This is a genomic window from Paraburkholderia phosphatilytica (assembly GCF_003443895.1).
Classification (GTDB): Bacteria; Pseudomonadota; Gammaproteobacteria; order Burkholderiales; family Burkholderiaceae; genus Paraburkholderia; species Paraburkholderia phosphatilytica.
Genome location: NZ_QQOA01000001.1, coordinates 119,166 through 141,109, shown reverse-complemented (window position 1 = coordinate 141,109; position 21,944 = coordinate 119,166). Strand labels below are relative to the sequence as shown.

General features: G+C 65.0%; 18 protein-coding genes. 6 read left to right on the top strand and 12 right to left on the bottom strand.

The annotated features are described in order from the left end of the window. Nucleotides 1–105 precede the first annotated feature (105 nt). Nucleotides 106–1,281 carry a GGDEF domain-containing protein gene (locus tag DVS29_RS00570; RefSeq protein ID WP_118178718.1) on the top strand — a complete coding sequence of 392 codons (1,176 nt, stop codon included), beginning with the start codon at nucleotides 106–108 and terminating at the stop codon, nucleotides 1,279–1,281. Nucleotides 1,282–1,301: 20 nt separating this feature from the next. On the opposite strand, the gene DVS29_RS00565 is transcribed toward DVS29_RS00570, so the two are convergent. The 3 genes from DVS29_RS00565 to DVS29_RS00555 all read right to left on the bottom strand — a co-directional run bounded on the left by DVS29_RS00565 (nucleotide 1,302) and on the right by DVS29_RS00555 (nucleotide 4,759). Continuing rightward, the gene (locus DVS29_RS00565; protein WP_118178479.1) at nucleotides 1,302–2,708 is read right to left on the bottom strand and encodes an MFS transporter; all 1,407 of its coding nucleotides are present in this window, start codon (nucleotides 2,706–2,708) and stop codon (nucleotides 1,302–1,304) included. Nucleotides 2,709–2,712: 4 nt separating this feature from the next. Further along, nucleotides 2,713–3,465: an alpha/beta hydrolase gene (locus tag DVS29_RS00560; protein WP_118178717.1), complete on the bottom strand. Its 753-nt coding sequence runs from the start codon at nucleotides 3,463–3,465 to the stop codon at nucleotides 2,713–2,715. 160 nt (nucleotides 3,466–3,625) lie between these two features. Further along, nucleotides 3,626–4,759, bottom strand: a complete 1,134-nt coding sequence (locus tag DVS29_RS00555; RefSeq protein WP_118178478.1) for a C45 family autoproteolytic acyltransferase/hydrolase — start codon at nucleotides 4,757–4,759, stop codon at nucleotides 3,626–3,628. Nucleotides 4,760–4,940: 181 nt separating this feature from the next. Here DVS29_RS00555 and DVS29_RS00545 point away from each other — a divergent pair, with 181 nt between their 5' ends. After that, nucleotides 4,941–5,819, top strand: coding sequence for a LysR family transcriptional regulator (locus DVS29_RS00545; protein ID WP_240655404.1), 879 nt, complete (start codon nucleotides 4,941–4,943; stop codon nucleotides 5,817–5,819). Nucleotides 5,820–5,835: 16 nt separating this feature from the next. On the opposite strand, the gene DVS29_RS00540 is transcribed toward DVS29_RS00545, so the two are convergent. Beyond that, a complete protein-coding gene (locus DVS29_RS00540) occupies nucleotides 5,836–6,897 on the bottom strand; it encodes an isocitrate/isopropylmalate dehydrogenase family protein (protein WP_118178476.1) in 1,062 nt (353 codons plus the stop codon). A 30-nt stretch (nucleotides 6,898–6,927) separates the two neighbouring features. After that, nucleotides 6,928–8,331 carry an MFS transporter gene (locus DVS29_RS00535; RefSeq protein ID WP_118178475.1) on the bottom strand — a complete coding sequence of 468 codons (1,404 nt, stop codon included), beginning with the start codon at nucleotides 8,329–8,331 and terminating at the stop codon, nucleotides 6,928–6,930. A gap of 165 nt (nucleotides 8,332–8,496) precedes the next feature. Between DVS29_RS00535 and DVS29_RS00530 the strand changes: the two genes are divergently transcribed. After that, nucleotides 8,497–9,417: a LysR family transcriptional regulator gene (locus DVS29_RS00530; RefSeq protein WP_164707807.1), complete on the top strand. Its 921-nt coding sequence runs from the start codon at nucleotides 8,497–8,499 to the stop codon at nucleotides 9,415–9,417. Here the strand turns inward: DVS29_RS00530 and DVS29_RS00525 are convergent. The 7 genes from DVS29_RS00525 to DVS29_RS00495 all read right to left on the bottom strand — a co-directional run bounded on the left by DVS29_RS00525 (nucleotide 9,391) and on the right by DVS29_RS00495 (nucleotide 18,178). Then, nucleotides 9,391–10,704: a hypothetical protein gene (locus tag DVS29_RS00525; protein ID WP_118178473.1), complete on the bottom strand. Its 1,314-nt coding sequence runs from the start codon at nucleotides 10,702–10,704 to the stop codon at nucleotides 9,391–9,393. The two genes, DVS29_RS00530 and DVS29_RS00525, sit on opposite strands and share 27 nt — an antisense overlap. 129 nt (nucleotides 10,705–10,833) lie before the next feature. Continuing rightward, entirely contained in the window at nucleotides 10,834–13,152 is a 2,319-nt protein-coding gene (locus tag DVS29_RS00520) for an LPS-assembly protein LptD (protein ID WP_240655403.1), read from the bottom strand. Between the two features lie 32 nt (nucleotides 13,153–13,184). Next, the gene (gene bamA / locus DVS29_RS00515; RefSeq protein WP_118178716.1) at nucleotides 13,185–15,434 is read right to left on the bottom strand and encodes an outer membrane protein assembly factor BamA; all 2,250 of its coding nucleotides are present in this window, start codon (nucleotides 15,432–15,434) and stop codon (nucleotides 13,185–13,187) included. Nucleotides 15,435–15,505: 71 nt separating this feature from the next. Next, complete coding sequence (locus DVS29_RS00510) at nucleotides 15,506–15,832, bottom strand: hypothetical protein (RefSeq protein ID WP_118178471.1); 327 nt, start codon at nucleotides 15,830–15,832, stop codon at nucleotides 15,506–15,508. 298 nt (nucleotides 15,833–16,130) lie between these two features. Then, nucleotides 16,131–16,511 carry a hypothetical protein gene (locus DVS29_RS00505; protein ID WP_118178470.1) on the bottom strand — a complete coding sequence of 127 codons (381 nt, stop codon included), beginning with the start codon at nucleotides 16,509–16,511 and terminating at the stop codon, nucleotides 16,131–16,133. 214 nt (nucleotides 16,512–16,725) lie between these two features. Beyond that, nucleotides 16,726–17,421, bottom strand: a complete 696-nt coding sequence (locus tag DVS29_RS00500) for an O-methyltransferase (protein WP_118178469.1) — start codon at nucleotides 17,419–17,421, stop codon at nucleotides 16,726–16,728. 79 nt (nucleotides 17,422–17,500) lie between these two features. Beyond that, nucleotides 17,501–18,178, bottom strand: coding sequence for a GntR family transcriptional regulator (locus DVS29_RS00495; RefSeq protein ID WP_118178468.1), 678 nt, complete (start codon nucleotides 18,176–18,178; stop codon nucleotides 17,501–17,503). A gap of 215 nt (nucleotides 18,179–18,393) precedes the next feature. On the opposite strand from DVS29_RS00495, the gene DVS29_RS00490 reads away from it, so the two are divergent. From DVS29_RS00490 to DVS29_RS00480, 3 genes are read left to right on the top strand one after another with little or no spacing between them, the layout of a single operon-like run. Continuing rightward, nucleotides 18,394–19,839 (top strand): MFS transporter, encoded by a 1,446-nt coding sequence (locus tag DVS29_RS00490; protein WP_118178467.1) that lies wholly within the window; start codon nucleotides 18,394–18,396, stop codon nucleotides 19,837–19,839. Next, complete coding sequence (locus DVS29_RS00485; protein WP_118178466.1) at nucleotides 19,836–21,191, top strand: MmgE/PrpD family protein; 1,356 nt, start codon at nucleotides 19,836–19,838, stop codon at nucleotides 21,189–21,191. Before DVS29_RS00490 ends, DVS29_RS00485 begins: the two co-directional genes overlap by 4 nt. Continuing rightward, nucleotides 21,184–21,924, top strand: coding sequence for an MmgE/PrpD family protein (locus tag DVS29_RS00480; RefSeq protein WP_118178465.1), 741 nt, complete (start codon nucleotides 21,184–21,186; stop codon nucleotides 21,922–21,924). The genes DVS29_RS00485 and DVS29_RS00480 overlap by 8 nt, the downstream gene beginning before the upstream one ends. Nucleotides 21,925–21,944: the final 20 nt, after the last annotated feature.

The window sequence follows — 21,944 nt, the reverse complement described above, 5'->3', positions numbered from 1 at the left end:
GCGAGCCATGGACCCGGCCATCACCATACCGTCGTGCATTTCGGCGTAAAATTCGACCGCCGCCGCGATGGTCCGGCGAAGCGCCTGTACGTACCTCACGTTGCGATGCACGTCGATCTTCTTACCCTTTATCTCCTCATCATCGGGACGCTCCTCGCCAGCTCGGCGATGACGCTGTGGGAATATCGCGTCCATCCGGCGCGCAGCAGGGAACTGAAGACGCTGGCGGGAGGCTATGCCACGCTCGGCATCGGCTGCGCGGCGGCCGTGTACCGCCACGCTCTGCCCGGCGCCCTCGGCTCGGCGCTGAGCAATCTCGTCATCGTGGCGGGCTATCTGCGGGTCCTGCAGGGTGTCGCCGCGATGAGCGGCCGCAAACGCGGCATCACGGCGATCGTCACGCTCGTTGTGCTCGCATTGGCGTGGACGATCGCGGGCGCGCGGTGGCAGGACCTCATGTGGAACTACCTCAGCGCGATCCCGATCGCGCTGGTGTCCGCCCTGACCGCGTGGGAACTGCTGCAGGACGAAGGCCTGAAAGGGCTGCAGTCGCGGAACATCGCCGTGCTGGTCGCTGGCATTCACGCCGTCTGGTATGCCGCGCGCGCATTCGCGCTGCCGTGGCTCATCAACGCGTACGGACCGGGCCTGCAACTGCCCGCAAGCGCGATCACGATGTACGAAGGCGTGCTGTATTCCGTCGTGCTGCCGATGACCTTGCTGCGGCTCGTGCGCGAGGAAACGCACGGCCATCTGCTGCAGGAATCGCGCACCGACTATCTGACCGGGCTCGGCACGCGCCGATGGTTTTTCGAAGAGGGCGCGAAGGTGCTGCGCAAGCTCGATGGCAAAAAGCCCGTTTCGCTGCTCGCGCTCGATCTCGATCACTTCAAGGCGATCAACGACCGCTACGGTCACGAAACCGGCGATCAGGTGCTGAAGTCGTTCGGGCAGGTCGCTCGGACGGCGCTCGGGCCGGATGCGATGCTCGCGCGCATCGGCGGCGAAGAGTTTGCCGCGCTGCTGCCGGGACTCGACGGTCTGCGTGCGCGATACATCGGCGAGACGCTGGTGCAGCGTTTCGCGGAAGCCACCGTGCACCGGACGGATGGTGTCGGATTGCGGGCCACCGTCAGCATCGGTCTCGCGCAGTCCGGCACCGACATGCGCACGCTGTCCGAACTGCTGGCGGCCGCGGACCAGGCGCTCTACCGCGCCAAGGCGCTTGGCGGCAACCGGCTGGAACTGGCGGGCGAAGGCGCGCGCCGCGCGGCGGCCTGATAGCTCACGCGCGGATATCGCTAGCGTAGATGCGTCTGCTCGTGTGAAGGCACCGTCGCGCCTGAAGCGGCGTAATCGTCGGCGGACATGGCTGGGTAATCGTAGTGCCCGCGCGCATGCCGATCCTCGCGCAATACGCGCCTTCCGGTGCGCGTGAGCAGCACCAGCGCGATCGCCGTGAGGCTCGTGCCGAACAGATAGCTCGGCGGAATGAAGCGGGCATCCGTGATACGCGCCACCACCGAGATGTAAAACGGCGCGAGCCCGCCGAACAGCATCACCGCGGTGTTGTACGAGATCGCGACGCCCGTCGAGCGGCCCTGCACCGTGAAGATCTTCACCAGCATCCCCGGGTGCGCGGCGCCTTGCAGCGTGACGAACAGCATGCCGATCAGCTGCACTTCGATGAGCCGCGTCGTGGTCGGCGCGGCCAGCAGAAACCAGAACAGCGGAAACACGCACAGCAGCCAGCTGCCGATGAAGAAGCAGAAGAGCCGGTACGGCCCGACGCGATCCGCGAGCTTGCCGAACACCGGCGACAGCACGCACGACATCGTCGCCGTCAGGAACACCGCCTGCAGCGACGAACTCAGCGGCAGATGCAGCTGCGTCTGCGCATAGTTCGGCAGATACGCGTTCCACACGTAGTTCAGCGACGTGCCCGCCATCATCACGCCGATCGCGCACACCACCGCATCGCCGTTCTCGCGGATGAAGTCGCGCATGCGTGTACGCATCGGCGCGCGCGCGGCGGGGCGCGCCTGCATCCGGTGAAACTCGTCCGATTCGCCGATGTGATGGCGAATGTAGAAGCCGAGCGGCCCGACCAGCGCGCCGATCAGAAACGGCACACGCCAGCCCCATTGCGCCATCTCCGCATGGGAAAGGTGCCGGGTCAGCAGAAAACTGCATCCCGACGACAGCATCGCGGCAACGCCGAGCGACAGCATGTTGAAGCTGCCATAGAACATCTTCTTGCCGGGCGGCGCCACCTCGTAGATCGTCACCGATGAAAGCGCGAACTGCGCGCCCACCGCGAAGCCCTGCACGAGCCGGCCGATCACCACCAGTAACGGCGCCGCGAGCCCCAGCGTCTCGAAGCCAGGCGTGAGACCGAGCAGCAGCGACCCCACCGACATCGCGACCATGATCCACGACAGCGCTTTCACGCGGCCAGCCTGGTCCGCGTAGATGCCCATCACGACCCCGCCGATCGGCCGCACCAGGAAGCCGACCGCAAACGTCGCGAACGTCAGCAGCAGCGACTCGCCGCGATTGATGCCGGCGAAGAACGCGCGCGCAATCAGGCTCGAGAAATACGCGTACACCATGAAGTCGAACCACTCGAACGTGCCGCCGAGCACCGTCGACACGATGACCTTGCGGATCTTCCTCGCTTCGCTGTCTGCGTTGCTGTCAGTAAGCATGGGCTTAGTCTCCGGCGCGCATCGCGCGCAGCGCCTGCGCAAAGAAGTCCTGCACCACGTCCACGACCTGCATGCCGTTGTGCGCGATGTTGTCGAGTTCGTCGAAACGCACCGCAATGCCGGCGTTCTCGAACGACGCCTTGAGCGTGCGGAGCCGTTCCGGCCGCGTCGCGCCCGCATCGTTGATGCCCGGCAGGTACATCGGGCTGTCTTCGCCGACGGTGATTTCCCACGTCTCCAGATCCGCGCGCCCGACGATCATCTGCACCGGCACGCGCTTCAGCGCCGCTGCATCGAACGGCTTGCCGAAGTGCTGCTCGAAGCCGCCCACACCGAGCCACCAGTCCTTCGATTGATCGAGCACCGTGACGTTGCCCGGCGCGCCGATCGACGCGGCCCACAGACGTTCCGGATGCACATACGCGAAGCGGTTGACGAACTGTCCGCCGCCCGAGTAACCGAACAGCGCGAAGCGGTCGAACCGCTTGCCATAGCGCTCGCCGACTTCGCTCACCATGTCGAGCAGCACCTGGTCGTAGCGGATATCGCCTTCCACCAGCCGTTTGAAGCCATTGCGGTTGCCGTCGCCGCGCACGCCGACTGGAAACAGCGGACACAGCACGACGCAGCGGTTCCAGCGGCCGAACGGCGCGAACGCATCGCGGTACTGCGTGAACTGTCGCCCCGTGCCGTGCATCACGACGACGAGTTCGACATCGTTGCCGCTCTCCAGGATTTCGTGCGGCACGAACAGCACGTAGGGAAAACGCGCGTCGTGTCGGCTCGCGTACACGGTGGTCGAGCCCAGGTCGTACAGCGCCTTCGCTTTCAGCTGGTCGACGCGGGATGGCTGTTCGGCGACTTCGGACATCGTTCAGTCCTCCTTCTGATGGATCGGCTTGTATCGTCGGCGCGGTTTACACGACTTCGTGCAGCGGTTCGTGCTGCAGGCTGTAGCGCGTGAAGATGCGGTTCTGCGCGGGCATCGGCGCGACGTCCATCTCGCCGTCGCCCGGCTGCATGACGATCATCGCGACCGTGGCCGTCATCGTGTGTCGCGTGCCGAGGCGCGGCGGACGGCACACGGAATAGGGCGTGCCGAACGAATCGAACAGCGCGGCCTTCACCGCGCGGCGGTCCACCTTCGGCGCCGCGTTCAGCAACTGGCGCACGCGCCAGTCGCGGTAGTAGCTGTCGGGGGAGTTCTCGCAGCCGGTGTCGCGCAGCTTCGTGCGCGCGATCGGGCTGACCCAGTGGTTCGCGTGCACGATCATCTGGTCGTCGCCCGGATAGATCGGGAAGGCTTCGTCCGGTGCGCATTCGAAATCGATGCCGAAGCCTTCAGCCATGCCCAGCATGATGTTGTTCGAACACGACTTCGGCGTGGTCGCGATCACGCGCAGCGCATTCGAGAACACCGGCTCTTCGAGCACGCGCCGCCGTAGCAGCGACAGCGGTACGCCGAGCTGCGTGAAGTCGCGGTCGGACTCCAGGTAGTTCGCGGTGATCGACACGCCCGCGGCATTGAGGCCGCTGCGCGCGAGGCCGCCTGCTTCGACGAAGGTCAGGTAGTCGGGGCCGTCGTCGTTGCGCACGCGCAGCACGATGCCGGTCTCCACACAATCCGCTTTCCAGTCCCAGTTCTGCGCGTGAATCAGCTGCCCGTTCGCCGAACGCGACGGCAGCACGAGCACGCCGGTGCAGCCGTCTTCGTCTTCGGCGTCGGCGGGCATCGTGTGTTCGGCGCGCGCCTTCGCCAGCACCTCGGTGCGCGCGTTGATCATCACGATGTCCTCGAACGGCACGTCGGCGCCCGCGGCGATGCCGCGCATTTCGTCGATATACGCGGGCTGGAATTCGCCGATCGCATGTTCGAGCGAGCGGATCAGCGCGAGCTGCGAAGCCTCGCTGTAGCCGATATTGCGCAACGTCTGCCCGTAGCGCGACGCGCTCAGGCGCACGCGAACGGCCGCGGCGCGACCGTATTGCAGGCCGCGCTCGTAAGGCTGGCCGGACACGCTGATGAAGGGAAACGGCTGGATCTGCGGCATCGTGGGACTCCTCACCCGACTGGATGAATCGATTCTCGGGTGACAGAAATCAAATAAAAAGCGTTATTTTCTTTAGCCAAAGGAAAGAAAATTTTTCGTTTCGTGCGATCATGCGGCGCACGCAAGGCCCGCAAAAGACGCGATCGGCGCGCATTCGCGGGCGCCCGTCAGGAGGTCACGCATGAGCGAAATCCGCATGCTCCGCACGTTTCTCGCCATCGAAAAGCACGGCACCATGGCCGCCGCGGCCGAACGCATGGCGCTGACGCATGCGGCCGTCGGCGCGCAGATGCGCACGCTGGAGCGCGTGTGCCAGCGTCAGCTGTTCGACCGCAGCGGGCGCAGCATCCAGCTGAACGATGCCGGCCGCTCGATCCTCGAAGAAGCGCGCGCGGTGGTCGCCGCATATGATTCGCTGGTACGCGGCGTGGCGGATAGAAGCACGATCGAAGGCACGATCACGATCGGTTCGACCGTGTCGTCGATGGGCTTTCTCGCGGCGAACGTGATCCGGCTGAAGACGCCGTACCCTGGCCTCAACGTGCGGCTGACGCACGGCAGCAGCCCGGAACTGGAACGCCAGGTGCGCACGGGCGAGATCGACGCGGCGGTGATCATCAGCGAGCCGAGAACCACGCACATGCCCGAGCTATGGGAGCGCCTTTACGACGAGCCGCTCGTGCTGCTCGCGAATCCCGCAGTCGCTCCTGCCGATGCATCCGTCGCTGCGCTGCTCAAGCGCTTGCCGTTCATCGGTTTCGAGGCCGCGTCGCTCACCGGCCGACACGTGACGAGTCTGCTGCGACGTCTGCGCGTGGAAGTGAGCCCGGTGCTGGAGATGAATTCGATCGCCGCGATTGCGGACCTGGTGCGGCAGAACGTAGGCATTTCGATCGTGCCGCATCTGCGTCACGCCGCATGGGGCGACGATCCGCTGCTGGTCGTGAAGCCGATTCACGGCATCACGTGGCGGCGGCACATCGGCTGGTACGAGTTTGGACGGCAGCCGCTCGCGACTGCCATCGTGAAGAACCAGTTGCTGGCCGCGCTCGCGGAGTAGGGCGCGGGTGGGCCGCTCAGCTTGCCGCGATCGCATCCACGATCGCATCGCCCATCTCGTGCGTCGTGCTTGTGCCGCCCAGATCCGCGGTGAGCGCGAGCTTGTCCCGCATCACGTTGCGCACTGCTTTCTCGATCAGCGACGCGGCATGACGTGCCGCTTCCACATCGTGCTTGCGGCCCAGCCAGTCGAGCAGCATCTGGCCTGACATGATCATCGCGTAGGGGTTCGCGATCGCGCGGCCCGCGATGTCGGGCGCCGAGCCGTGGGTCGCCTGCGCCATCGCGTGCTGCGGGCCGGCCGAGAGTCCAGGCGCAAGCCCCAGCCCACCGACGAGCCCCGCGGCTTCGTCGCTGAGAATGTCGCCGAACATGTTGGTTGTGACCACCACGTCGTACTTCTGCGGCGTCATCACGAGGCGCATCGCGAACGTGTCGACGATCGCGTCGTTCATCGTCACGTCGGGATACTCGGCCGCGATCCGCCGCGCCTCTTCCATGAACATCCCGCAGCCGAGCTTGAACACCGTGTCCTTGTGCACCACGGTCACGTGTTTGCGACGCGAGCGTGCGAGCCTGAACGCTTCGTGCAGTACTTTCGACGACCCCGCGCGCGTGATCACGCGCACCGAAATCGTCACGTCATGAGTGGGACGGAATTCGCCGCTGCCGGCCACCACGTTGCGGTCGGGCTGGAACCCCTCGTTGTTCTCCCGCACGATCACGAGGTCCACGTTCTGGTGCAGCGAAGGAATGCCGGCATACGAGAGCGCCGGACGGATGTTCGCGAACAGGTCGAAGTGCTTGCGCAGGATCGGGTGCGGGTTGACCGCCTCGGGCACCTTCGGATACGCCATGTGACCGATCGGGCCGAGAATCCAGCCGTCGAGTGCCGCAAGCGTATCGAGCGTGCCGGGCGGCAGCGTGTAGCCGAGGGTATCGAAGGCCTTGCGTCCGATCGGCACCGGACGCCAGTCGATCTCGAGCGCGGCGCGCGATGCCGCCGCGCGCATCACCTTGACGGCTTCGGGCACGACTTCGTGTCCGATGTCGTCGCCTTCGAGAATGCCTATTTTCATGCGTGTTTCTCCAGGAATGGAAAGAGAGACTCAGGGCGACAGCGTCTCGAGACTGCGGCCATTGGTTGGCGGTCCGAACACACCGATGCCGACGATGATCGTCAGCATCGCGAGCGCGATCATCGTGAACACGCCGCCCTGGCCGTATCGCGCCATCAGGTCGCCGACCCAGTAGCCGACGAAGATCGAGCTCACGCGGCTCCAGCAGAACGTGAAGCCGATCGCGCGGGCGCGGATGCGCGTCGGGAACAGCTCGGCGGCATACGGGTGAAAGATCGCGATCATCCAGTTGTTGCCGAGCGCGAGCACCGCGCCCGCGCAGACGATCACCGGCACGTTCTGGCCGCTGGCGAACACGGTGCCCGCGATGGCGATCACGCAAGCGCACAGCACGAGTTGCCATTTGCGCTCGATGCGTTCCGACAGATACGCGCCGATCGCCGCGCCGACCGGCGCCATCATCACGATCGCGAGCGAGTAGTCGAGCGAATGCACGATCGAGAAGCCGTGATGAATCAGCAGCACCGGCACGAATGCGGTAAAGCCGAACACGGCGATCGTCTGCGAGAACTGGAACAGCGAAATGATCAGCGTGCGCGGGAAATAGAAGCGGCTGAAGATCTCGGTCCAGCGACCGGACTCGATCACGGGGTCCGGCACGCTCAGGTCGGGCGGCGCGAGCGCCGCGCCTTGCTCGGCCTCGATCGCGGTTTCGATCGTCTTCACGACCTGGTCCGCTTCCTCGATGCGCCCGTGCACTTCGAGCCAGCGTGGCGACTCTGGCAAGCCGCGCTGCAGCAGGAATACGATCAGCCCGCTTGCGGAACCGATCGCCACCACGAAGCGCCAGCCCGCGATCCCGAACGGATCGAGCGGCACGAGCACCGCCGCGAGCAATGCCGCAATCGGGATCGCGGACAGTACGAAGATGTACGACGTGGTCATGTAGTGGCCGCGTCGCGCGCGCGGCGTCAGCTCGGTCACATAGCAGTCGTTGTTGATCAGCTGCATGCCCACCGCGAAGCCGGCGACGAAGCGCGCGATGTCGATCAGCAGCGGGTCGCTCAGCAGCGCGACGACGAGCTGTGCGGCCGAATACACGAGCATCGACTGAACGAACACGGCGCGTCTGCCGATCTTGTCGGACACGAAGCCGAACACGGCCGTGCTCAGAAACATGCCGACGAAGAACGACGCGAGGAAGCTCGCGAAGCTGTGGACGTCCAGCAGCCCCTTGTTGCCGATCGTGTAGATACCGGAGCGCACGAGGCCGAGCGAGATAAAGCCGGGCATGAACAGTTCGAAGAATTCGAACCAGCCGCCGGCGGCGATGCGCGCGACGATCTTGAAGAGGTGACGCGAACGCGGCAGGCGATCGACGCGCGCCATGATCGCGTAGTGAGTCCGCAGCGCGGACGGCAGGCTGAGTTCCATGGGTGTCTCCGTTGTCTTGTCGCGCAGTCGTGCTGCGCTTCTTGTCGGGCTAGACCCAGGCAACGGGACGCTCGTCTGGCTCTCGCCTGTCCCTGCATTCTTGGCCGATTATTGTGGCGTCACAAGAGCATAATGATTCACTTCTTTCTTTACCTGAGGTTGGTAATGCTCGAGCGATCCGACCTGGCGATGGTGCTCGCGATCAAGGAGACGGGCAGCCTGATCGGTGCGGCGAGACGGCTTGGCGTGAGCGGCGCGGCCATCACGAAGCGGCTTGCGCAGGTGGAAGCAGTGATGGCCGTGCGGCTCTTCAGGCGCACCACCCGCAGCGTGGTGCCGACGCCTGAGGGCGACCTGTATTGCGAACTGGCGATGCAGGTGCTGGCCGGCTTCGCGAGTCTCGAATCGCGCGTGGCGGATTTCAGCACGACGCCCGTCGGTCTCGTCAGGCTCGCGTGCAACATGGGGTTTGGACGACAGTGGCTCGCGCCCATCGTCGACGGGTTTTCGCGGCGTTATCCGTCCGTGCGCGTCGAGCTCTATCTGACCAACCGCTTGCCCGATCTGCAGGCAGAGGGATTCGACGCCGCCGTGTGGCTCTGGCAGCCGTCCACCACGCGATGGATCGTGCAGACGCTCGCGAAGAACAATCGCGTGATGGTCGCTTCGCATGCGTACCTGCAGGAGGCCGGTACGCCGCGGAACCTGGACGATCTGCGCAATCACACGTGTCTGTTGATGCTGGAGCGCGACATGCCCGCCAACATCTGGCGGCTGAGCCGGGTAGGGCCGCAAGCGAGCGAGGAACCCATCGTCGACGTGCGGGTATCGGGCGTGCTGTCCAGCAATCACGGCGAGGTGCTGCGCGACTGGGCGCTGAGCGGCGCGGGCATCGCGCTGCGTCCGTACTGGGATGTGCAGGCGCATATCCAGCAGGGCGCGCTCGTACACGTGCTCAGCGACTACGCGAAGGTGGACTCCGACGTGCAGTGGATCGCGCCGTACCGGCCGCATTTGCCGGAGCGCGTGAAGCTGCTCAAGGAGTTCATCGAACTGCGCTTACGCGACGCGGCCTGGATCGCGTAGCCGCGAATCCGCGCGCCGCCCCGATAGCGGGTGCAGCAATGCATGGAATGCGCGACTCGCGAAGCGCCTGCGCGTATCGCTGTGGCGCTGCTGCGCGTCCGCCAGCGCGGCGCGTGCCGTGCTGAGTTCGCTGAACAGCGTCGCATCGAGATCCGCGCCGTCGATCAGGTTCACCTGCATCAGATGCGTCGAATGCGACAACGCGCCGGGTGCGCCGGCGCCATGCGCATGCAGGCCGAAGCCTTGCACCTGGGTTGCCTGCGCGAGCTTGCTCTGGATCAGCGCAAGCGTGTCGGCGTGCATCAGGCCACGTTGTACCCATTCCGCCGCCAGTCGTGCAGCGTCGAGGTGCAGTGCGAAGCCTTCCATCGCGTCGAATCCGCACGAACGGTTTGCGAGCCCATGTTGCGCGCTGGATGGAAACGTTGGCGCGAGGCCGGTGAGACGCTGGACCCAGCGCTGGGCGGACTGCAGATAGTGCGGCGACCACGACGCGAGATCGCAGTCGAAGATCGCATCCGCGTGCATCGCAACATGACGCAGCGACAGCAGCCAGTGCGCAAGGAAACCCCGGTACGCATCGAGCGGCGCGAGGCTTGCGACGTACTGGCTGAAATACGTGAGCGTATGCACGACGATGTCGCGATGTTCCAAAGCAGAAGGCGCCGGCACATCGGGCAAGGTCACGCGCAGTGCGTCCAGCGTTCTGCGCACCACGGGGTCATCGCGGTTGAACGACAGCACCGCAAACGGCACCGCGACGAAATGCGCGTTGCGATGCTTCGCGAGCAACTGCCAGCACGATTGCCATTGCGAAACGGGGTTCTTCAACACGACGATGTGCGCGGCGTCGGCAAACGTGCGATGAAACCATGGCAAGCGGCCGAGCGAACGGCAGAACTTGAACACGGGCATGCGGCCATCGTGTTCCGATGCGGCGATCAGCGTGCGCACGTACGCTTTGATCGCGGCAGCATCCTCGGGTTCGGCTTCGCCATCCAGGCGATCGATTGCGAAACGCGCTTCGTAACCCGCGATGCCCACGCCTCCGGGCCGCAGAAAACGCGAAAACTCCGCGAAATACGGCGCATCCAGCGCGGGATGCCCCGAGCGCCAGCTATCGGCGGTGCTGGTTGCGATCTTTGCGTGGTCGATCGTCGCGAGCATTTCGTGCAGCGGTTCGTACCACGCTGCGACCTCGTCGAGGCGACGGAAGCACGACCAGAGCCACGTTCCAGCGGTGCGGTATCCGGTGTGCAGAAAAACGGCTTGAGCTTTGGGCGCCATGCATTCCCTGAGTCGAGCCACGGCATCGGCGATGCGCGTGGCGATGAATCCGGCGCACAAAGTCTAGGTCAGGGAACTGTTAATCGGTTTACGCCTGCGTTTACGGTCGATTACGACATCGGCGATGTATCAGGGGTAGTCGGAGAAGCGCGACTCCGGCGCTTCGGATGGCGTGACCGAATAGCCCGGCACGTCCGCCTTGAACTGCTGCAACAGGCCATTGTCGATCTTGCTCATGCCGTTCAGTTGCAGCTGCATCAGCACGCGCGTGCCGGTGCTCGGCGTCGACGTGGAGCTGACGTTCGTGTACTTCTCGAGCGCGAGGCTGATCGCCCAGCAGTCGGCCGTGTACTGCATGCCGAGCAGGCCGGCGAGAATCCGGTGGCTCACCATGTCGTAGTCGATCAGCCCGACGCCCGACATGCGTCGCGTGATCGGCCACTGCCCGGACAGCAGCACCTGGTTCTCCGCCTGCTGATCGAGCGTGGTGTTTTCGCGGGCGTAGAGGTAGGCCGCGTTGAACACCTTGCCCTCGGCGGGCTTCCACGACACGCCCGCGGTAGCCTGCGCGAACTCGTCGCTCGACTGGTTGTACGCGATGCCCTGCTGGATCGACACGTCGCCGCCCAGGTTCAGCGAGTCGCCGAGAATCAGGCTCGACGGGCCTGCGGTAGGCGGCGAGTCGTCGGTCATCGTCACCTGGGTGGTGCGGAAGTAATACTCCTGCGCGATCACGAAGCGCGCGAGTTCCTGGCCGCTGCCCGCATCGAGGAAGCGCGTGGTCAGGCCGGCCGTCACGCGGTTCATGTCGGACACGCGATCGCCGCCCACGAAGCGGTTGCTCGTGAACACTTCGGAGAGGCCGAAGTCGAGCGGCGCGGTATCGAAGATCGGCGCGAAGTTCTGGTCGCGGTACGGCGTGTACACGTAGTAGAGCCGCGGCTCGAGCGTCTGGATTATGCTGACGCCGAACAGGTTCACGTTGCGCTCGAAGGTCGCGCCGGTATCGAACGACAGCGTCGGCACGTTGAAGCTGAAGGTCTTCGGCTGACCCGACGGCGCATCGCTGCCGATCGACGTCAGGTCGTACGACGCGAAATGCCACTGCAGTTTCGGGATCACGTACCAGCCGGGCCGCTCGATCGGATAGCTGACGTACGGGTCGAAGGTCAGACGTTCGCCCTGGGTCGAATCCGCGGTGGGAATCGTGAAGCGGGTCGCATCTGCCGTGGCGCCGAAATCGAAACCGCCTACGTCGTAGCGCGCGTACTTCACATTGGCCTCGGGCTCGCGGTTGTACGGCGGCACCGTGCCCGAGAACGACTGCCAGGTCTGCACGCGCGTCAGCACCGACCATGGCCCGCTGTTGTACGTGACGCCGGCTTCCTGCTGGAACACGCTTTCGCCGCCCAGGATCACCGCGTTCGTATTCGCGAGGTCGGTCGTGACGTTCGCGTCGGACACGCGGTTGTAGTTCACGTACGCGCCGAAGCCGTTGCCGAGATTCTGCTGATGCTGGAACGAGATCGAATAGCGGTTGGTTTTCGTGATCGCGTCGTCGGGCAGGTACAGCACGGAGAGCGTGCCCGAATACGTAGGCGTCAGGTAGCGATAGTCGCTCGTCAGCATCGCGCCGCGCTTCGACATCAGGCGCGGCGTCAGCATCAGGTCGTAGTTCGGCGCGAGATTGAAGTAGATCGGCACCGCGAGGTCATAACCGTTCGACGAGCTGAGCGAGAAAGTAGGCGGCAGGATGCCGGTGCGGCGTTCGCCATCGAGCGGAAACGACAGCCACGGCGACGCGAAAATCGGCACGCCCTGGAAGAACAGCACGCCGTTGTACGCGGTGCCGAGACCTTCCGCGTTGTCGAGTTCGAGCCGCGACGCACGCACGTACCACGACGGATCGTCGACGCACTGGCAGGTCGTATAAGTGCCCTGGTAGAGCGTTTCGTGCTGGTCGTCGTGCAGGTCGATGCGCGTGCCCGAACCGTTGCCGTCGGTCAGCAGGAAGTGGTACTTCGGCGCGGTCATCGTGCCTTCGGTCGCGTCGACGAGCAGATGCGCGTACGGACCGGCGAACACGTTGCCTTCGCGCGTGAGCTTCACGTGGCCGAAGGCATCGGCCACGTCGCGGTCCACGTCGTAGTGGATCGCATCGGCCTGCACGACGGCCGTCGCGCGACGCAGCTCGGCGCTGCCCTTGAGCGCGAGGTCCTGGTCCGACGTGCCGGTCGCGCTGCTGCCGATGCCGAATGTCGCGGGCGTCTGGCCCGGTGCGAGCGGATGCTCGCCGAGCTGCGGCGTAACCGACAGGCTCCACGGTCCGTCGAGCCGTTCAGGCTGCGCGGCGTCGCCGCTCAGCTGCGCGTAGGCGCTGTGCGCGACCCACGCGGGCAGGATCAGCAGCACGTCCAGCGAGCGCCGGACGAGCCGCGGTGCGTTCAACCAACGGGAAGGGGAGAAGATAAAACGCACCGTTAGAACGACGTGCCAATCTGGAACTGGAACTTCTGGTACTTGTCGTTCGCGTGCCGGATCAGCGGCAGCGCGTACGAGATCTTCAGCGGGCCGATCGGCGAGATCCATTCGAGGCCCAGACCGTAGCTGTAGCGCAGGCCGTTCGCGCCGGTGCTCTCGCCTTCGGTGCCCCACACGTTGCCGCCGTCCATGAAGCTGAACACGCGCAGTGTGCGGTCGTAGCCGGTGCCCGGCAGCGGGAACGTCATCTCGATGTTGCCGACGATCATCTTCGAGCCGCCGATCGGGTCGCCCGTCGAGGTATCGCGCGGGCCCAGCGAGCCGGACTCGTAGCCGCGCACCGAACCGATACCGCCCGCGTAGTAGTTCTCGAAGATCGGGAACGGCTTGCCGTCGAGGCCGTTGCCGTAGCCGCCCTGGAAGTTCAGGCCGAGAATGAAGCCGCGCGCGAACGAGTAGTAGTACTGCGCCTGCGCATCCATCTTGTAGAACGTCGTGCCGGTGATCGGCGTGCCGTACTTCGCGGACGTGTTCAGGTAATAGCCGCGGCTCGGAATCAGCACGCTGTCGCGGTTGTCGCGCGACCAGCCGAGCGTGAGCGGCACTTCGTTCGACACGCGGCCGAAATCGGCTACGTAGTCCTTGTAGCTCTGCGGCGTGGTCGAATCGATATCGAGCCGGTCCTGTTCGAGACCGAGGCCGAAGTACACCATGTCGGCTTCCGAGAACGGAATGCCGAACTTCGTATCGACACCCATCGAGATGATGCGGAAGCTCGTATCCGTCGTGCTCGAGTAGTACAGCGGCTCGGTGGTGCGATAGTAGACGTCGGTGATGCGCTTGATGCCGTCGATCGTGAAATACGGATCGACCTGCGTGACCGTCAACGTGCGATAGGTGGTCGACGTGTTCACGTTCAGCGCGAGACTCGTGCCGGAGCCGAACACGTTGTCCTGCGAAATGCCGGCCGAAATGATCGGACCTTCGCCCGAGCCGTAGCCGAGACCCAGCGACAGCGTACCGGTCGGTTTTTCTTCCAGCTTCACGTCGATGTCCACCTGGTCCTGCGTGCCTTCCACGGGCACCGTCGTGATATCGACGTTCGTGAAGTAGCCGAGACGATTGATGCGGTCTTTCGACAGCGAGAGGCGGTTCGAATCGAACCACGAGCTTTCGAGCTGGCGCATTTCACGGCGCACCACTTCGTCGCGCGTCTTCGTGTTGCCTTCGATGTTCACGCGCCGCACGTACACGCGGCGGCTCGGATCGACGTTCAGCGTCAGGTCGACCTTGTGATGCTCCTGGTCGATCTGCGGCACCGCGTTCACCGTGGCGAACGCGTAGCCGTATTCGCCGAGCTTGTCGACAATCGCCTTCGTGGTGGCCTGCAGCTTTTCGGCGGAAAAACGGTCGCCGGCCTTGATCTTGACCAGCCCGTTCAGCTCCGCCTCGCGGTCGAGCAGATTGCCCGCCAGACGAATACCGGAGATCGTGTACGGCTGTCCCTCGTGCACCGTCAGCGTCAGGTACATGTCCTTCTTGTCGGGCGACAGCTGCACCTGGGTCGACTCGATGTTGAACTCGAGGTAGCCGCGATTCAGGTAGTAGTTGCGGACGTTTTCCAGATCGCCCGTCAGCTTGTCTTTCGTGTACAGGTCGTTCTTCGTGTACCACGAGAACCAGTTCGGCGTGGACTCCTGCATCTCGTCGCGCAGCGTACCGTCGCTGAACACGTGATTGCCGATGAAGTTGACCTGGCGGATCTTCGCGCTCGGTCCTTCCGTCACCGAGAACAGGATGCCGACGCGATTGCGGTCGAGCGGCGAAATCGTCGTGGTCACTTCCGCCGCGTAGTAGCCGCGCGTCAGGTACTGCCGTTTCAGTTCCTGCTCGGATTTGTCGATGAGCGCCTTGTCGTAGTAGCGGCCCGGCGACAGCCCGACGCTGTTCAGCGCCTTCGTGAGCGCGTCCTTGTCGAACTCGTGAATGCCGGCGAAATCGATGCTGCCGATCGCGGCGCGTTCTGCCACCTGCACGACCAGCACGTCGCCTTCGGTCGACACCTTCACGTCGTTGAAGAAGCCCGTCGCGTACAGCTTGCGGATGATCTCCGACGCCTTGTCGTCGTCGAACGTGTCGCCGCGCTTGACCGGCAGATACGAAAAGAGCGTGCTCGCCTCGATGCGCTGCAGGCCTTCGAGACGAATGTCGCGGATCACGATCGGTGTGGCGGCGTGTGCGGCAGGCATGATGATGGCGTTGACGGCGACAGCGAGCGCGGCGTCGATGCCGCGCGACCTGAAAAAGCGGAACTTCATCTTCACGAGTAAGTGGCTGCGCCTGAGTGAGGGTGGGACGGCGTCTGCTCGCGGCAGTCGGAGTGTGGGCTCGCGCCGGCCGACGACGTGGTCGGTGCGCCGTGCTGCGTCGAGCCGGGTGTCGGATGCGTCGCTTCGAGCGTGGCGGCGATGCGCGGCGCGACTTCCACCGCGCGGCGCAGCACCGGTCGTCGCAGACGCGGCAGCAGCGAGAGCGACAGACTGACCCGTTGCGTCAGATAACCAGGCGAGGGAGAACTGGAGGTTGCCATCCAGCGCGCCATCTGCACTATCGTGTCCAGCACGTCGGGGAGAAATGCTCGCACCATGTCGAACCTCCAGCGATCGATCAGACAGGGTGCGACGATACCTAAGCGGCTGACGTTATGGTTTACCGCTCTGTTACCTGCGCTTAACCGCATGGTTGCCATGACGACATGGCGATATGCCGCAACACGCGTACTGGCTTGACGCAACGCTCCTGCGCAAGCGCCGCGCTGCACATCGTCACGAAAGTTTTGGAAATGCGCGCGACGCCTTTTCGATAGCGTGCCAAGATCGCTTCGCGATGCTTACCGTTTGCGAAATGTCGGGAACACCGTAAGAGCGGTGCAAACAAGCCTACGGTCAGTTGACGAGCTGGCTCGTTTCGACGGAGGTGGGCGGCTTCGCGGCGAGCGCGTCGAGCAATTGCCTGAGGCTCTCGACCGTGAACGTGTACGCGAGCCAGCCGGCGCCCGCGTGACGTAGCATCAGCACGGGGCCATCGAGCAGCGGCGACTGGTCGACCCGCCAGCACGGGTCGTACTCGAGCGGATAGTTGTGCTCTTTCACGGGCTCGACCGCGCGCGGCGGCCGGCTGCTCGCGCGCAGCATGATCAGCTGCTCGATCAGCGAGTCGAGATCGTGCGTGCGCAACAGCGAGGCGTGCTGGCCGATCGAAAAACGGTAGACGAAGTCGCCGTTCGGTTCGGTCAGCACCTGGATGTTCATCGTTTGATAGGTCATGAATGCAGGCGCGGACGGATTGACCTCGACGTGCGCGTGCTTCGCGCCGGTGTGTGCAGACCGACGCGATCTTCGTCGAAGACGGCAACGCACGTCGTCGTCAACGAGAGTCTAGTTCAAGGTTCGCGCGAATCGTCTTGCACGATGCTGTAATACGATTGCAGCGCATTACAGGCATCGCAACACGCTACGCACCACGCGCCGCGAACATCGATCAACGCAGCGCGGCGCTCGCGGCTGCCGGGTCCGACACGATCGAGATCGCGAAGCCATCCCAACCCTTGATGCCGACCGTCTGCACGGCGGTGCTGTCGATGCCCGGCGCGGCAGCGAGCATATCGAAGTAGCGGCGGATGCCGACGGCGTCGGGTTCGTTGCTCGAGCGATCGGCCACGCGGCCGCTGCGCACCACGTTGTCCGCGACCATCACGGTGCCTGCGCGCGCGAGTTGCAGTGTAAGACGCAGATAGTCGGGATTGCCGCTCTTGTCCGCATCGATGAAGATCAGATCGAACGGCGCGGTACCGTTGCGGATCAGTTCATGAAGGCTGTCGGCCGCGAGCCCGGTGATCACGGTGACCTTGTCTGCCAGACCAGCGGAAGCGATGTTGTCGCGCGCGATCTTCGCGGTGTCCGCATCGGCTTCGAGCGAAATCAGCGCGCCGTCGGCAGGCAATGCGCGCGCGAGCCAGATCGCGCTATAGCCGCCGAGCGTGCCGATTTCGAGAATGCGCCGCGCGCCATGAATGCGCGCGAGCAGATGCAGAAACTTGCCTTGATTCGGCGCGACGTTGATCGCGCGCAGGCCGGCATGGTCGCTGGCGGCGAGCGTTGCGTCGAGCGCCGTGTCGGGGCCGATCAGCGTGCTGGAAATGTAATCGTCTACGGTGTGCCACATCTCGGGATTCATGCGATCTCCTGGTTCGAACCGGTCGGTTGGGTCGAAGGTGTGACCGCGGATCCCGCAATGCGTTCGTCGACATTCGCTGCTATTCGTCGCCTTGCCACGATGCTTCGATCGCTTTCAGCGCGCTCAGCACGATCGAACGGTTGATCGCGGCCGCGAGCGTGCCGTCACGTTCCGCATACGCTTCGCACAGCCGCAGATGGTCCGAGCACGAGCGCTCCATGCGCCCCGGCAGCGATGTGCTCAGATGCCGCAGACGGTTGGTGCGCATCCGCAGCGTATCGAGCACTTCCTTGAAGATGCGGTTGCCGCACACGCGCAGTTCTTCGTCGCGAAACGCGACGTTGCCCCAGAAATACCCGTCCACGTCGTGCTTCGCGGCGGCTTCGGCGAGACGCGAATGCGCCTGCCACAGCGCTGCGATATCGGCATCCGTTGCGTGCTCGGCGATCGCGAGCGAGACCTGCGCGTAGAGCACCGCGCGCAACTGGTACAGCTCGCGCACGTCGCGCAGGCTGACCGACGCGACGCGCGGCCGCCGCCGCGGCGACCAGTCGACGAGCCCCTCGCGGCTCAGCGTGAAGAGCGCCTCGCGCACCGGCGTGCGGCTCACCTTGAAGCGCTTCGCGAGGTCGACCGAATTCAGGTCGTCACCCGGCTGCAGACGGCCTTCGATGATGCCGCGCGCCACCCACTCCACGATTTCGGCGACCGTCGACGCTTCGTTCGCGTCCGCGCCACTGTCGACATATTCGTCCATGTGATCCCTTTCCCGCGCGGCTCGACGGGCCGGCTCCCGGTCGCGGATTCTAGCAGGGCGGCGGGCCGGGCAGTCTCCCTGCTCCACGCGGCAGCGATGAAGTGTCGACATTTTATCCCTAAATGACTTGTGCGGCACGCGGTTAACCCCGTACACTCCGATAAAGTGTCGACACTAAAACAAACGACACGCGAACAAACCATCCCGGAGACGCCATGTACATGGACAAGGTGGAGAACGACATCGCCGGCTCGACGCGCGCGAATGCGAGTACCCGCGCACGCGCGAGCGTGTCGGCGCGGCTGGACCGATTGCCCCCAACGCGGTATTTCCGCGGCCTCGTCGCGCGCATCGCGATCGGCGGCTGGTTCGAGTTCTATGAAATGTTCATGGCGGCGTATATCTCGCTGGGCCTGATCCACGGCGGCCTGTACCGCGCCACCACCGCGGGGCTCTTCGACGTGCGCGGCTTCGCGAGTTTTCTGGCGTCGTTCTTCGCGGGCATGTTCGTCGGCACGGTCGCGCTGGGCGGCTTCACGGATCGCTTCGGGCGGCGCGCGGTCTTCACGGGCGCGATGCTGATCTACTCGCTCGCAACCTTCGTCGCGGCGTTCCAGAACAGTCCTGTCGCGATGGACCTGTGGCGCTTCTTCGCCGGCATCGGGATCGGCGTGCAGTTGATTACTGTCGACACCTACGTGTCCGAGTTGACGCCGCATCATGCGCGCGGCCGCTACTCGGCGTTCAGCATCCTCGTGATCCTGACCTCGGTGCCGGTGGTCGCGGTGCTGTCGTTTCTGCTCGTGCCGCTGACGTTCGCGGGTCTGGAAGGCTGGCGCTGGGTCATGATCATCGGCTCGGCGGGCGCGATCCTGATCTGGTTTATGCGGCGTGGCCTGCCGGAATCGCCGCGCTGGCTCGAGAGTAAAGGGCGCACTGATGAAGCGAGCGCGATCGTCGACGAGATCGAGCGTCGCGTGACGATCGAAACGCGCGCGCCGTTGCCGCCGCTCGCGGCGAATGCGTACGACGTGCCGCCGATCGAGACGGGCAAGGTGTCGTTCGGCGAGATGTGGAAGGGCCCGTATCTGAGCCGCACGCTGATGCTGTCGGTGTTCAACTTCTGCCAGACCTTCGGCGTGTACGGTTTCGGTTCGTGGGTGCCGGTGCTGCTGTACACGAAGGGCATCACGCTCACGCACTCGCTGCTCTACACGATGGTGATCGCGTTCACGACGCCGCTCGGCGCGCTGGGTGCGATGGCGTGCGCGGAGCGCATCCAGCGTAAGTGGCAGCTGGTGGGCAGCGCGATCACGGTAGCCGTGGCGGGCATCGTGTTCGGCCTCGTGCGCGACCCGGTCTGGATTCTGCTGTTCGGTAGTGCGGTGACGATCGCGAATAACTGGCTGATCGGCATCTTTCACACCTACCAGGCCGAGTTGTACCCGACGCGGATGCGTGCGCGCGCAGTCGGTTTCGTATTCAGCTGGAGCCGCGTGAGCTCGATCTTCGTCGGCTTCTGGGTCGCCGCGCTGCTGAAGCATTTCGGCGTGCCCGCGGTGTTCGTATTGATTTCATCGGCCATGCTGGTCATCGTCGTCATGGTGGGGGCGCTGGGTCCCCGCACCAACGGCATTCGTCTCGAGGAGTTGTCCCAATGAGTTCCATTGCCGCCGCATTCGCGCACGGCCTGTTTTCGCTGGCCGGGCGGCCGTTGTCCGCCGAGGTCGACGCCGAGGCGCGACGTTCCCTCATCAACGTGGTCGGTACATCGATCGGCGCGTCGCAGCATCCTGGCGTCGATGCGATCCTCGCCGCCGCGCGCGAGCTGGGTATCGAAGCCGCGGCGCCGGTGCCGGGGCGCACCGAGCGCGTCGACGTGCATTTCTCCGCGCTCGCCACCGGCTTCGCGGGTCATCTGGACGACTTCGACGACACGCATCTCGTCACGGTGATCCATCCGGCCGCGTCGGTGTTCGCGGTGCTGACGGCGCTCGCGCCATCGACGCAACCCAGCGGCACGCTGGCACTGACCGCGTTCGCACTCGGCTGCGAGGCGCAGCTGCGCGTCGGCGTATCGATCTCGCCCGAGCACTACGATCGCGGTTGGCACATCACCGGCACGTGCGGCGTGATCGGTTGCGCGGTCACCGCTGCGCTGCTGCTCGGTCTCGACGAAGCGGCGCTCACGCGTGCGGTGTCGATCGCCGCGTCGATGTTCGTCGGTCAGCGCGAAGCGTTCGGCACGATGACGAAGCCGTATCACCCCGGCAAGGCGGCGGCTAACGGCATTGCCGCGGCGCGGCTCGCGCAGCAGGGGCAACAGGTGACCGATGACATTTTCGAAGCATCGGGCGGTTTCTCGCATTCGATGTCGACGAAGGTCGACTTCGACAGGATGAACGGAGAGTTCGGCACGCGCTGGGAACTGCTCGCGAATACCTACAAGCCGTATCCGTGCGGGATCGTCGCGCATCCGGCGATCGACGCAGGGCTCGCGCTGTCCGCGAAGATCGACGATGCAGCCGCGATCGAGGTGATCACGCTGCGCTGCCATCCGCTCGTACCGGAGCTGATGGGCAATCCGCAACCGAAGGACGGTCTGCAGGCGCGCTTCAGCGCGATTCACGGCGTGGCGGCGGCATTGTGCGATCGCCGTGTGGGACTCGCGCAATATGAAGACGCGCGCGTCGTGCAGGCGGATGTGTCCGCCGTGCGCGCGAAAACGAGGCTCGTGCCGGATACCTCGGTGAATCGCGATGAAGTGTTCATCGAGGCGCGCCTCGCGGATGGCAGCGTGGTGAGCCATCACGTCGAGCATGCGCGCGGCAGCTTCGCGCGTCCGCTGACGGATGCCGAGCTGACCGAAAAGATCACGCTGCTGATCGACCCGATACTCGGCCACGGCGCGACCGCGCGCATCGCCGATGTGATGCGCGATCTCACCTCCCTGCCCAATCTCGATCCGCTCTTCGAGCGCTGCATTCCCGTGAAGGACACGAATCATGCATGAGGCCGCTGCCCATTCCGTTGTATCCGATGCGCTGGTGACGTTCGCGGTCGCGCCGTTGCCGCAGAGCGCTGCATCGTCTGTCGACGCCGCGCGACGCGCGGTGGCCGACGCCCGTGCCACCGCGAGCCAGTCGCGCGATGCGGCGCGCCGCGTCGCCGAATTGCTGAAGTCGCAGCAGGGCTCGCCCGCCGATGCGCGAGTGCAGGCATGGACGCTCGGCGCACTGCTCGCCGGCGAAGCCGCGTCTTCGGCGCCTTCGTTCGCGACGCCGGTGCTGGCCGCCGCGATCACGATGGGCGATCGCATCGCCGCATCCGATGACGACATCGCCGCCGCCGTCGCGATCGGCCACGAAGCCGCGGCGCGTGTACTGAGCGCGCTAGACAGCAGCGAGTATCGCGCGCGCTGGAACGTGGCGTCGTCGCTGGGCGTGCTCGGCGCGACGCTCGCGGTTGCGCGTCTCTTGAAGCTCGACGCGACGCGCGCGCGGCATGCGCTCGGCGTGGCCGCAACCCAGGCGGCGGGGCTCGCGCATAACGCCGGCCACGCGATGGAAGCGATCGAGACCGGCAAGGCCGCCGCCGATGCGATCGAGTCCACGCTGATCGCGAAGCATGGCTTCACGAGCGCGCCGGCTTCGATCGATGGGCGGCGCGGGCTCGCTGCGCTGATGGCGTATCGCTTCGACGCGGACGCGATCACGAACGAACTGGGCGTGCGCTGGACGTCCTGAGAGGAGCCTATGTCCCGATC

Coding starts and splice junctions, on each gene's coding strand:
- DVS29_RS00570 (WP_118178718.1), top strand. CDS start 106: ATGCACGTCGATCTTCTTACCCTTTATCTCCTCATCATCGGGACGCTC.
- DVS29_RS00565 (WP_118178479.1), bottom strand. CDS start 2,708: ATGCTTACTGACAGCAACGCAGACAGCGAAGCGAGGAAGATCCGCAAG.
- DVS29_RS00555 (WP_118178478.1), bottom strand. CDS start 4,759: ATGCCGCAGATCCAGCCGTTTCCCTTCATCAGCGTGTCCGGCCAGCCT.
- DVS29_RS00545 (WP_240655404.1), top strand. CDS start 4,941: ATGAGCGAAATCCGCATGCTCCGCACGTTTCTCGCCATCGAAAAGCAC.
- DVS29_RS00540 (WP_118178476.1), bottom strand. CDS start 6,897: ATGAAAATAGGCATTCTCGAAGGCGACGACATCGGACACGAAGTCGTG.
- DVS29_RS00535 (WP_118178475.1), bottom strand. CDS start 8,331: ATGGAACTCAGCCTGCCGTCCGCGCTGCGGACTCACTACGCGATCATG.
- DVS29_RS00530 (WP_164707807.1), top strand. CDS start 8,497: ATGCTCGAGCGATCCGACCTGGCGATGGTGCTCGCGATCAAGGAGACG.
- DVS29_RS00525 (WP_118178473.1), bottom strand. CDS start 10,704: ATGGCGCCCAAAGCTCAAGCCGTTTTTCTGCACACCGGATACCGCACC.
- bamA (WP_118178716.1), bottom strand. CDS start 15,434: ATGCCTGCCGCACACGCCGCCACACCGATCGTGATCCGCGACATTCGT.
- DVS29_RS00510 (WP_118178471.1), bottom strand. CDS start 15,832: ATGGTGCGAGCATTTCTCCCCGACGTGCTGGACACGATAGTGCAGATG.
- DVS29_RS00505 (WP_118178470.1), bottom strand. CDS start 16,511: ATGACCTATCAAACGATGAACATCCAGGTGCTGACCGAACCGAACGGC.
- DVS29_RS00500 (WP_118178469.1), bottom strand. CDS start 17,421: ATGAATCCCGAGATGTGGCACACCGTAGACGATTACATTTCCAGCACG.
- DVS29_RS00495 (WP_118178468.1), bottom strand. CDS start 18,178: ATGGACGAATATGTCGACAGTGGCGCGGACGCGAACGAAGCGTCGACG.
- DVS29_RS00490 (WP_118178467.1), top strand. CDS start 18,394: ATGTACATGGACAAGGTGGAGAACGACATCGCCGGCTCGACGCGCGCG.
- DVS29_RS00485 (WP_118178466.1), top strand. CDS start 19,836: ATGAGTTCCATTGCCGCCGCATTCGCGCACGGCCTGTTTTCGCTGGCC.
- DVS29_RS00480 (WP_118178465.1), top strand. CDS start 21,184: ATGCATGAGGCCGCTGCCCATTCCGTTGTATCCGATGCGCTGGTGACG.